Source organism: Chryseobacterium antibioticum (assembly GCF_012927325.1).
Classification (GTDB): Bacteria; Bacteroidota; Bacteroidia; order Flavobacteriales; family Weeksellaceae; genus Chryseobacterium; species Chryseobacterium antibioticum.
Genome location: NZ_JABBGI010000018.1, coordinates 1 through 11,755, shown reverse-complemented (window position 1 = coordinate 11,755; position 11,755 = coordinate 1). Strand labels below are relative to the sequence as shown.

Annotated in this window: 12 protein-coding genes; 9 read left to right on the top strand and 3 right to left on the bottom strand. The window is 36.9% G+C overall.

Going from position 1 to position 11,755, the window contains the following annotated elements:
- The first annotated feature begins 15 nt into the window (after positions 1-15).
- Genes HHL23_RS14415 through gwsS form a run of 6 tightly spaced genes read left to right on the top strand, consistent with a single transcriptional unit; the run spans position 16 to position 3,550 of the window.
- Positions 16-198, top strand: a complete 183-nt coding sequence (locus tag HHL23_RS14415; RefSeq protein ID WP_169235495.1) for a hypothetical protein — start codon at positions 16-18, stop codon at positions 196-198.
- A gap of 36 nt (positions 199-234) precedes the next feature.
- Positions 235-441, top strand: coding sequence for a hypothetical protein (locus tag HHL23_RS14410; RefSeq protein ID WP_169235494.1), 207 nt, complete (start codon positions 235-237; stop codon positions 439-441).
- A 50-nt stretch (positions 442-491) separates the two neighbouring features.
- Positions 492-1,385, top strand: a complete 894-nt coding sequence (locus tag HHL23_RS14405; protein WP_228464771.1) for a hypothetical protein — start codon at positions 492-494, stop codon at positions 1,383-1,385.
- 7 nt (positions 1,386-1,392) lie between these two features.
- Complete coding sequence (gwsG, locus tag HHL23_RS14400) at positions 1,393-2,295, top strand: grasp-with-spasm system ATP-grasp peptide maturase (RefSeq protein WP_169235492.1); 903 nt, start codon at positions 1,393-1,395, stop codon at positions 2,293-2,295.
- Complete coding sequence (locus tag HHL23_RS14395) at positions 2,292-2,474, top strand: hypothetical protein (protein ID WP_169235491.1); 183 nt, start codon at positions 2,292-2,294, stop codon at positions 2,472-2,474. Before gwsG ends, HHL23_RS14395 begins: the two co-directional genes overlap by 4 nt.
- On the top strand, positions 2,471-3,550 hold the full coding sequence (gene gwsS, locus HHL23_RS14390; protein WP_169235490.1) for a grasp-with-spasm system SPASM domain peptide maturase: 1,080 nt from the start codon (positions 2,471-2,473) through the stop codon (positions 3,548-3,550). The genes HHL23_RS14395 and gwsS overlap by 4 nt, the downstream gene beginning before the upstream one ends.
- A gap of 17 nt (positions 3,551-3,567) precedes the next feature.
- On the opposite strand, the gene HHL23_RS14385 is transcribed toward gwsS, so the two are convergent.
- The 3 genes from HHL23_RS14385 to HHL23_RS14375 form a co-directional block, all read right to left on the bottom strand.
- On the bottom strand, positions 3,568-3,945 hold the full coding sequence (locus HHL23_RS14385; protein WP_169235489.1) for a hypothetical protein: 378 nt from the start codon (positions 3,943-3,945) through the stop codon (positions 3,568-3,570).
- Positions 3,946-4,016: 71 nt separating this feature from the next.
- A complete protein-coding gene (locus HHL23_RS14380; protein WP_034703315.1) occupies positions 4,017-4,487 on the bottom strand; it encodes an Lrp/AsnC family transcriptional regulator in 471 nt (156 codons plus the stop codon).
- A gap of 134 nt (positions 4,488-4,621) precedes the next feature.
- Complete coding sequence (locus tag HHL23_RS14375; protein ID WP_169235488.1) at positions 4,622-9,412, bottom strand: translocation/assembly module TamB domain-containing protein; 4,791 nt, start codon at positions 9,410-9,412, stop codon at positions 4,622-4,624.
- A 4-nt stretch (positions 9,413-9,416) separates the two neighbouring features.
- Here HHL23_RS14375 and tsaD point away from each other — a divergent pair, with 4 nt between their 5' ends.
- Genes tsaD through HHL23_RS14360 form a run of 3 tightly spaced genes read left to right on the top strand, consistent with a single transcriptional unit; the run spans position 9,417 to position 11,582 of the window.
- A complete protein-coding gene (gene tsaD / locus HHL23_RS14370) occupies positions 9,417-10,433 on the top strand; it encodes a tRNA (adenosine(37)-N6)-threonylcarbamoyltransferase complex transferase subunit TsaD (protein WP_169235487.1) in 1,017 nt (338 codons plus the stop codon).
- Complete coding sequence (locus tag HHL23_RS14365; RefSeq protein WP_169235486.1) at positions 10,430-10,840, top strand: hypothetical protein; 411 nt, start codon at positions 10,430-10,432, stop codon at positions 10,838-10,840. The genes tsaD and HHL23_RS14365 overlap by 4 nt, the downstream gene beginning before the upstream one ends.
- A gap of 46 nt (positions 10,841-10,886) precedes the next feature.
- The gene (locus tag HHL23_RS14360; RefSeq protein WP_169235485.1) at positions 10,887-11,582 is read left to right on the top strand and encodes an RsmE family RNA methyltransferase; all 696 of its coding nucleotides are present in this window, start codon (positions 10,887-10,889) and stop codon (positions 11,580-11,582) included.
- Positions 11,583-11,755: the final 173 nt, after the last annotated feature.

Below are 11,755 nucleotides of genomic sequence, written 5' to 3'. Positions count from 1 at the left end.
TAATATATTACTCTTATGAAAAACACAATAAATGAAAAGAATAAGCTTCCGCTTACCTTTAAATATCTAGAATTTATCAAAAGGAAAAAAGCAGCCCGTAAAAGTTTTTCAATTACCTATTATGTCAGATCTGAAAGATATCAGACAGATTTTTTAACGACAGAAGAACCTTATAAACCACTCGTGAGATTAATCTAAATTATTTCAATCTTTTAAGTAGTGTAATTGTAACCAATGATGAAAAAAGCTTCAAGGAATGAAGAACGATTTTTCTTCGTTAGAAACAAGAAACTAAGCAATCTGTCAAGCATTACCGCAGGGAGAGCTGAAACCAATATCAGAACAACTTCAGAAACAGGATCAAACGGTCAGCCTGGAAATACTGGAGATACAGCCATTTGTAATGATGGAAAACAAGTTGCAACAATACCAGTTGACTAAATATTGGAAGGGGGGGGAACCCCTTTATTTTTCATATAAAGCTAATGTCAATGAACTATATAAAAATCATTTTTGCATTACTGATTGTAACCGCTTTTCTTTCTTGTAAAAGTAAAAAACTGAATTATGTTGATTACTATCATCAAGTATATGCCATTGACAGTGCACACAGGGTTGATAAAGATACTTTAGCAACGATCAGGAAATATAAAAAGCTATTCAGGAAATATCCTCCTGCTCAAAATGAAAGGCTGGAAGAGTATGAAGTCTACATCAGATATGCAGATAAATTCCATAAAAAGTTTGGAGGCATAAAAAGTCTGGACAAACTTATAGCACAGTCGGCACCTAACTGGAAATACAAAAGAGAAGATCAGGATTTTTTCAAACTCTATAAAAAATACGGAATTGACAGTATTGCTGTTGAAAGAAAAGTTCTTCAGTGGAAAAAAAGTTTAAATAAAGTACTGATAGATTCTTTCAGTATTGCATCCGCCCGGGACCAATATAATGCCCGCGTGGGCCCAACTGTAGTAAAAGACGACAAAAAAAATGCTGAGCTTTTGATTTGGACATTCAAAAATTATGGTTTCCCATCAAGACAAAAAATAGGACTCTATGGAAACAATGAACAGTTCATGCATATGGGCACTCTTCTCAATCATATGGCAGGAACAGAGCATTATGAATATTTCAAGACAAAATTACTGGAATATGTAAGATCAGGTGAATGCACTCCCAGAGATTATATTGAGATGGTAGACAAATACCAATACATTCATCATCTACAACCTATTTACGGCGTATACTCGCATTATGACAAGAATTTTAATGCTGAAGATTCTGTAAGAATAAACCGTAACCGGCAAGCGGTAGGTTTTCCTACGTTCAAACAGTCTTCAAAAATGACGAAAGACTTCCAAAAGAAAATAAATAATCATTAAATTTATTATGATCCTGATTATATCGCAAAATAAAGAAATCACGACTACAGAAGTTATTAAGGAGTTGATCGCAATGGATAAAAAATTTATCCGTGTGCATGAAGATGAAGTCTTTGAAATCAAAACTCTGAACAAGAGAATTGTGTTGGAAAGCGCTCGCAGCAGGTTCTTCCTTGATGAAATTAAAAGTGTCTGGTACAGAAGAGGAGGCTTAGTCTTTCAGCGACTGAAATATGCCAACAGGTCCATTCATTTAAATATGAATGAAACCCAGCACTGGCTTGAAGACTATGTCAGAAAAACGCTTGAATCCAAAAAACATATCAATAGGGAAAGCAACAGTGACGTCAATAAACTGATTGTACTTGACAAAGCAAAAGAAATCGGACTTGATGTTCCCCCATATTATCTGGCAGAAAATACCCGTGATACAAAAATCGGAAATACCATTATCAAGACCATCACCGGGAATGCAATACTGGATGAAATTAGGAAAGACTCCGGAGGTTTCATGTATACATCTGTAGTTGAAGAGCATGAAGACGGAGATTTTTTCATCACCTTCTTTCAGGAGAAAATTGAAAAAGATTTTGAAATAAGGACTTTCTACCTCAACGGCAAATGCTGGTCTATGGCCATATTTTCACAAAATGACGAACAAACCAAGGTAGATTTCAGAAAATACAACGCTGTAAAACCTAATAGAAATATTCCTTATAATCTTCCGACTCCTATTGAAGAAAAGGTACATCAATTGATGATGTCTTTAAGTCTGAACTCAGGATCCATTGATTTTATCAAGAAAGGAGATCAACATTATTTTTTGGAGATTAACCCGATTGGGCAGTTTACAGGGATGTCCAATACATGCAATTACTCACTGGAACAAAAAATCGCTGACTACTTATGAAAAAACTCTACAACGAAAAAAATAAATTACCTCTTACTTTCAAATATCTCGAGATATTTAAGACCAAAAACGTGGGGAAAATCCACAGCAACATGCTCTATTTTGCATCCTCTGAAAAATACCAGACCGACCATCATGTAAGGGAAAAACCATTAAAACAGCTTACAAGACTTTTATGACTTATTTTAATCTATTCAGCAATATTCTGGTTACAAAAGGAGCCAGCCGCATTCTGATCTCTGACCTTCAGAGAAATACTTCCGGGTTATATCCTTTGGAATTATATGAGGTTATAGAAGAATTAAAAAATAAGTCTGTAAATGATATCCTGAAAGATTATGAGGCAGAATCCAGACAGTTTATCCGTGAATATATAGATCTGCTGCTTGAAAAAGAGTACGGTTTCATCACAGATGGAGACTGGGACAGGAATTTCCCGGCACTCTCCTATACCTTCTACGAACCTAATGAAATTTCGAATATTTTCATAGAAATCGATGATCATTCTGTTTTGGATAGAATAAAACAATCCGTGGAAAATCTAGGCGTCAAACACCTTGTCATCTACTGTCACAAAAAACTTTCGATTAAAGATTTTCAGAATATTGACTCCCAGTTTAAAGACTCTGTTTTAAATGGTATAGAGATATTTTCACCGTTCCATGATGAGGTGGATGAGAATTTCATTAACAGTCTTAATCAAACATTAAATAGAGTTTACAGTTTAGTATTCCACAGCTGTGCAAAAGTTCCATTCAGATCCAGAGACACTTTCAGATTCAGCTTGCAATTCAGCCGGGATCACCTTACCATATCCTCTTGCGGAAAAGTAAATCTTAAATATTTCAGCACTAATTTTTCTAAAGTTTCAGAAGCAGTCAATCACAATTCCTGTCTTTATAAAAAAATAGGAATAGACCTCAGCGGTAACATTAAAAACTGTCCTTTAATGGCTGATCACTTTGGAAATATTCACGATATCAGTCTTGAAGAAGCTTTGATAAAGCCCGGATTTAAAGACTACTGGAACATCACCAAAGACAAGATAGAAGTCTGTAAAGACTGTGAATTCAGATATATTTGTACAGACTGCAGAGCGTATACAGAGCGCACCCACCAAAACCATCAGGGATTAGACATTTCCAAGCCCCTAAAATGCGGTTACGATCCCTATACGGGAAAGTGGGAAGCCTGGAGTAAAAGCCCGTTAAAACAGAAGGCTGTGCATTTTTATCGGCAACAATTAAAAATGTAAATGTCCCGATTACATTCTTACCTGAAAAATTTCCATTTTGGAATAATGGCAAGCATTCCAAAGCCTGTAAACAGGAAAAGATTGGTGACATCCGTATACAAAAACGTAGACAGATAATAATTATGCATAAAGAAATGCAGAACCAACAGTGCCGGGAACATAAAGATGCCTATTTTTCTGTAGAAGAACATCAGGACAAGTCCGGTCATCATCAGAACATCAATGGAAAAGATCACGAAAAAGTACCATCTGGGGATCTGAAGATATTCGTGCTGAAGATATTCATCTACATCTATTCCAAGCCCCATAATGGTGAACAGCATCAATGCTGCAAATGCTGAAATAAAGCCCCATCCTTTCTTTGGATCCTCGTCAAAGTAACTGTATTCTTCCATAGGTACAAAAATAAAGAACTTATGAATATATTCATAAGTTCTTTGGTATATTTATTCGTTTAGAATTTGAATTATATAGAAATAGCGTTGATCAATCTGTTTTTGTCGCTCAAGTACTCTTCCATGGAGATCATACTTTCGGTTCTCATTACATCTTGAATGTCGTCTATCTGATAAATAATTCTTTTCGCGTCCTCCGTATTCTTAGCTCTTACTTTACAGAAAATATTATATTTTCCGGAAATAACGCTCGCTTCGATTACGTTTGGAAGTACTGATAATTCTTTCAATACCTCTTGAGTGCGGTTTGATTTTGTCAAAAGGATCCCAATGAAAGCTGTAAAGTGATAGTCCAGCTTGCCATAATCGATATTAAGAGATGATCCCAAAATAATACCTGCATCCTCCATTTTTTTCACTCTTACGTGAATTGTTCCAGCAGAAACATCCATCTGCTTTGCAATTTCTGTAAAAGGCATTCTTGTGTTTTCGACTAAGAAATCAAGAATTTTCTTGTCTATTTCGTCCAGTTGATAGTTCATATTAGTTAAATTACAATTTTCTTAAAAAATCCATGTATTTATTGCAAATTTATAAAAAATAATTTAACTAAAAAAATTATATCAAACATTAACAATAATTAACACAGATGATAAAAATCATTAAAATATCATGATTATTTAGCACCTGATTTTGTAGAATCTGTTTTTATTTCACTTTTAGCTTCTGGGTTTTTTTTATCTTTTTTCCTCTTTTTGAATAGAGAATTAAAGCTTTTACTCCACACAACACCCCCACCATAAGCTTGATTTGCAGAACCATTCGTACTTATCATTCCTATATTGGTAGGCTTAGAATACCCTCTTAAAACGAGACTTCCGTCATTCTTTTTTGAGACATCATATTCAATAGATCCTTCCCCGGAAAGATAATTATTCTGGGCACCTTCAGTTTTCGTCAGTGGAATTCCCAGCCCCGTTTTAATATTGACTCTCGGTGAAAGCGCTACACTTACCCCTGCATTGGCCCGGTCACCAGTATTGGAATTCTGATCACCTTTTACATAATTCAAATCAATCTGGAACTCATTACTCATAGTATTAAGTACAGATCCAAGCTGTTTCAGCAGTATATTGTATCCTGAAGATTCTGCCACTCCGGCTACGTCAAAGTCCACTCCTCCACTATTGGATACATTAAAGGTGCTCAGCAACAGTACAGAACCGAACTGAAGAACTTTTTCTCCGTCCTGGCTCATCTTAGCCGCCAATGTCTCTTTTACCTGGCTGGACACATCCAGTGCGGTCACATTCAGGTCTATCTTCGGATTGATCAGTGATTGAGTAATATTGGCCTGCAGCAATACGCTGATCGGCTGCAATTTCCCCATACTTAAATATTCACCGGCATTCGAAACCATTCTTACATAATTGGCTGTAATATCCAGCGCCGGCTTCATGGCATCACCATCCCATCTGATACTGCTGTTCTTTTCTATCTGGAAGGTTTTATTCAGAATCGCTTTGGAAACAAATGTTCCGTTGTCTACCTTATAAGTACCGTTCATGGCAATTCCTCCACGTCTTCCCATCTGGAACCTCAGCCTTTCTGCCGTTCCTTTTACGGTAATATTTCCTACATCATCACCTACCAGTACATTAACTGTAGTTCCTTTGTCTACATCCAGACTGAAATCGATATTCATATTAGCTCCGGTCTTTTTCTTTTCTTCCAGAGTGATCAGTCCGTCTTTTCCTTCTTTCAGGAACCTCAGCATTTTAAACTCTTCGACATTGGATGTTGAACTGGAATTAAACGTAAAAGTACTTCCATTCAACGCCTTCATATTAGGAGTAGAAATACTCAATCCCGAAACAGGTCCGTCTACGTACAAATCTCCCTGTCCGTAAACTCTTCCCCAGAAAAGGTCAAGATCTTTCTGCGAGGTATTCAGCACCATAAGATTATCTGCTCTCATTATCAGGTTGACCCCCATTGAAGAAATGGTTTCAAACTGAATCGCACCCGAAATGGTTCCTTTAGAATTAGATCTTCCGTCATGCACTTCAATATTATTAAGAATCGCAAGTCCTTTGGAAAGAGGAATTACGGTGTCGTCAAATGAATAATCCACTCCTGTAAAGAGAAGTTTCAGACCAAAACCTTTCATGGCAATATCTCCACTATAATCAAGATTACTTAGCTTACCATTGATTTTAAGATCTCCCGTTGCTTTTCCTCGTATGTTTCCAAAAACAGTCTGAACAAACTGCTGGGTAAAGGCAAGGTCAAAATCACGCATCTCCGCTGTCAGATCAATCGTTGGAGAAGCTGTGTTATTATTTACTGTTCCTGTCAGATGAAGGTTATTATTTCCAAGAACGCCGGCAGAAGCCACTTTGACGTCAACATCATACACATTCAGGGAGAAACCGTTTGTCGCGGAAATCGTAAGGTCGCCCATTTCATTTCCGTTCATCATAATATTATCTACGGTAAGATCTACCAATGGCTGCAAAGTGCTTTTATCCATTTTGATCTTCACACTTCCGTTCGCAAGCCCTTTTATGCCCATAGGATTTCCGCCGGACTGCATTTCAAGAAGTTTTTCTACCGCAAATTCTTCGATATCCGCATCTAGATAAAAATCTTTAGCCGATTTAAATTGTGCTTCTTTGATAAACAGGGCACTTTTCTCTGAATATATACGAAGATTCCGGATGTCGAAATCCCCGGTATTTTTTCTGTACGTAATGGAGTGATCCAGTTCGGGACTTGTATCTATTGCCCAGGTAACCTCGTTGAATTTCACTTCTGTAGGTTCAAACCTGAAAACATAATCTCCCGCAGCATTCGTAGACTGGTCAACATTAATGGCATAAGCTTTAAGATTGTCATCCAGCTCATCTTCCGGACTACCATGCTTAAATGTAGTGGCCAGATGAAGGGCTGTATTATTTTCATTTGTACCTTTAAGTTCAAAATCCTTAATGACATTTTTATTATACAATAGTTTGCTGACCCTTGCATAAATCTGCTGATCAAGATTTGCTGTATTCACCCTTATCATAACACTGTCAATCATCGCACTGTCTCTGGAAATATTAGTCCGGTCATTGATCTTGTATTCAGGATTAGCGGCTGCTAAAGCTTTGTCTGCATCCGTAATCTCTTCCTTCTTCGTCATGATGTATTTCAGAGAAGCGGCATCCAGATTCAGGATCAGATCATTGGAATCTCCGTTGTACTCTCCTTCTACCAAAGCACCTTGTGGAAGTTTCAGGTCAGGAAGAAAATAATTCACAACACCCTGTTGAACATCAAAATTCATTTTAAAGTTCTGTCCTCTGTACAATTTTCTAGGTGGAGGGCCTACCAGTATTCTTCCAATACCGTTTTCCACCATTCCTGCCAGATCCGCCAGGTTATATTTCCCTGAGATCTTACCGCTTGCCGCACCTGGTGCATCCATATCGATGACACGTCCGCCTCCTTCCACAAAGGTTTTCAGTTTCGCATTAGGAATAATATATTTTTGGGTAGCTGTAGCAAAATGAAGATTATTGGCATCCACGTCTAAAGTAAGGTCATTAATGGAGGACATGGACATTTTACCTTCTACCTGGCCGCTCACGATCTGGCTTCCCGGTTTATTGGTAAAATAATTGATATTCAGAGAAGTCACATCTGCATTGACATTCATAGCAACTCTTGAGGTGCTGAAGTCAATAAGCCCTTTAATGGTGGCTTTAGCTTGTTCATCATTCACGGTGATGAGTCCGTTATATTTTTTATGATCTAATAATCCGTCCAGATACAGGTTACTGATCTGCTTATCCATAATCTCGATGCTGCTGATTTGAGACTTGGTAGTTAGACGCATTGTATTGACGTCAAAACTCTGCCCATTAAGATCAAATTTACCTGAGATCAGGCCAACTGTTTTGTTTTTTGTGATGACAGAAGTGTTCAGGTCTTTGACTTCGAGATATCCTGAATATTTAGGCATTGCCGTGCTATATCCGGTAAGATAAAGCTTGGAGATCTTGGCCTGTCCTATTCCTGTCATCAGATTTCCACCTGCCACATAGATCTGGTCAGGATTTACCTTTACAGCTCCGTTATATTTCAGTTTTCCGAAGTCATCTGCAAAATTCTTCATCTTTTTAGAAATAAATGAAGGCATCATGGCTTTAAGATCTTTGTAGGTGAAATCTGTTGAAAGGTCGTTGGTTTCTATAGAAAAATTTCCTTTCAGCAACCTGTCTATCTTCATGGTTTTTGTGGCAATATTTACATCAGGGTTTCTGATGAGAAAGTTCTCTAAGTGAAATTTATTCAAAGGGCCTGTCATTTTTCCTGCCAGGTTGAATGGTTTAAAATTATCCCAGTTGGTCACAAAGTAGCTGATGTCATAACCACTTAACTGACTTCCCTGCTTAATTTCCATATCCCAACGGACACGGTCTGCAAATTCTGACCATGACCCATCATGAAGATTAAATTTGACATTCCCCTGAAGCAATGAATGATCTGTATTCAGGGTAAGGTCTTTTAATGATAGAAATTCATGCGTAAAAGAGAGTTCTGTAGAGAATGTATCTACAAAATGAGATTTCCCCCATCTGGAAGTGACGAAGGACATATTATTGATCAGCGCTGAAATATTGGCTCCATTCACCTTTACATTAGGCGCTTTTAGATTAAATTTTGTTGCGGTAAGCCATTTCCCGGGTTCTCCCGGAGAGTTTTGACTAACGATAGAAACTTTTGAATCAATGATCTGTACACGAGAATCCAACTGGAAAGCCGGCTTTTTCGGATCTCTTTTTTTATCACTGTCGAAAAGCTGCGTAAATCTGATAAAATTGGAAATACTGTCGCCTTTGTAAGTGATGACTTTTATATCTGCATTGACAAGGGTAAGGGAATTAAAGCTTAATGAATTGCTGTTTCCGGAAATAGCATTGAATGCCAACGACATCCAATCGGAATTGGCGCGAAATTCTCTGGCTTTGATGAATTCTAAGCCTTTGTAATCTTTGATTTTTAATCCTTTTATAGTAACGTCTCCGAAATAATCTACTTCTACACTTTCCGTAGACATTCCTGCTTTAAAATCTTTATTAACGATCTGTAGTGCCTGATCTGCTGCCCATTGCTTGGTTGCAGGAAGATTAATGGCCGTCAATACACCGCCAACAAGAATAACCCCCAGCCAGAAAAGGATGAGGAGAAGTCTGGCCCACCAGGAATAACTGGTCACATCTTTCACCGCCTGCTTGCCAAATTCTTCAGCCGTCTCCACAGGATGATGAATGGCATCTGATGCCAGCTCAGATGCTTCCTTAACTGTCTCCTTCACAGCACCTTCTACATCCCCAACAGTCTTCTGTACCTGATCACTTAGGTTTTCAGCTACTGATTTTTTATTCTCATTCTCGTTATTATTCTCTAACTTTGCCATTATTATGAGCGACTCTATAATTTTAGGTATTGAATCGTCTTGCGACGACACCTCAGCAGCTATCATCAAGGGAAACTGTATTCTTTCGAACATCGCTGCGAATCAGGCCATCCATAAAGAATATGGAGGTGTGGTCCCGGAACTGGCATCGCGAGCGCATCAGCAAAATATAATCCCCGTTGTTGAAAAATCTATTACTAAAGCAAATATACAACAAAATGCTATTTCAGCTATAGGATTTACACGCGGCCCCGGACTTTTAGGATCTCTTCTTGTAGGAACGTCATTTGCTAAGTCTTTGGCAATGAGTTTGAATGTTCCGTTAATTGAAGTAAACCATCTCCAGGCCCACATTTTAGCCCATTTCATTGAAGATGCAAATCCTATGCCGCCTCAATTCCCTTTCTTGTGTCTTACGGTAAGCGGAGGGCATACTATGATTGTATTGGTGAAGGATTATTTTGATATGGAAATTATTGGAAAAACAATTGACGATGCTGCAGGAGAAGCTTTTGACAAGATCGGAAAGATCTTTGATCTGGACTACCCTGCTGGACCTATTATAGACCGACTGGCCAAGGAAGGAAATCCTGATGCTTTTACGTTCAACAAACCAAGAATGGAGAATTATGACTATTCATTCAGCGGTATCAAAACTTCTGTTCTTTATTTTATTCAGAAAGAGGTTAGAAAAAATCCGGATTTTATTAAAGAAAACCTGAACGATTTGTGCGCTTCCGTTCAAAGAACAATTATTGAAATTCTGATGGCTAAACTTGAAAAAGCGGCCAAAGAGTTAAATATAAAAGAAGTAGCGATTGCTGGTGGAGTTTCTGCCAATTCTGCTTTAAGAAAAGTGATGCAGGATTATCATGAAAAATCAGGCTGGAATATTTACATTCCAAAATTTGAATATACTACCGATAACGCGGCGATGATCGCTATGGTTGCTCAACTGAAATATGAGCGAGGAGAATTTACGGATATGAAAACGTCCGCAACAGCAAAATATGATTTATGAAAATACTTTTAGAAGAAAAGGTACTGGGAACGCAGTCTAAAAAAAATTCAAAATATTACTGGGTTTTAGAAACCATCATAGGAAAAAATGAAGTGACAGAAAAATCTGAAGACGAAGATTATTTAATGATCAGTTCAGAAATTGGATATGTTCAAAATATAAAGGAAGAGATCGTAGAGAAAATCAATTCAGAAAATGTCTTTAGTTTTACTTATGAACCCAAAGAAGGAGATTATTTATCTATCAAAAATAATTTAAGAAAAAACGAATATTTGAATTTAATTTTCATGAATAATAAGTGGATTGAAGAAATTTACGCATGTTCATATAGAGATTGTGAAAGTGATATTTATACCACGATAAAAACCGGTGTAGCATTTTTAAGCGATAATGAAATTTCCTTTTAATAATCACTTATAAATAAAAGTCAGGCGTATTCTAAAATATCAATATATGAAACTTTTTTTTGGAGAAATCAATAACGGAAAAGCAATAATTAATGACGACGAACAACAGCACATTGTAAAAGTTCTTCGTATGAAAGATGGTGAAGAAATTCACGTAACAGACGGAAAAGGAAATGTAGCTTCTGGAAAATTAGTGATTGAAGGAAAGAAAGCAAGTCTGGAAGTTTCGGAAATTAAAACAAATACTCTTGATTTTAATCCAAAACTTCACATTGCTATTGCTCCGACTAAAAATATTGACCGAATTGAGTTTTTTGTAGAAAAAGCGGTGGAAATGGGTATTTCTGAGATTACTATTTTACAAACTGAAAAAACAGAGCGTAAAAACATCAGTATAGACAAACTTAGAAAACAAGCAATTGCGGCCTCAAAACAGAGTTTGCGATTTCATTTCCCTGTTGTTAATGATTTAATTAAACTTCCTGATTTTCTGAAAAATATTAATCCAGAAAAGACTTTCGTGGCACACTGTAATGAAAATTTAGAAAGGATGGAGTTAAAAAACATTCCGCATTTAGATAATATTACGTTTTTAATTGGTCCTGAAGGAGATTTTTCTGATAAAGAAATTCATCTTTTAGCCGAAAAAGGAATTAAAGCTGTTTCTCTTGGAAATCAGCGATTAAGAACGGAAACTGCGGGTGTTTTTGTGGTGTCTTGGAATTATTTGAACTTAAAATAGGTTTGGCTAAAGCCAATTTATTTACGGAAAAGAAAAAGCGGGCTAAAGCCCAATGTCATTAAGTTATGGATTTAATACGTTGATTATCAGTTATTTTAATTGTTTTTTTGGTTTGTTTTTTGTATATTTAACAGTGAATCAAGCAGTTAAATCGAGAAGAAAAAAAGTAAATG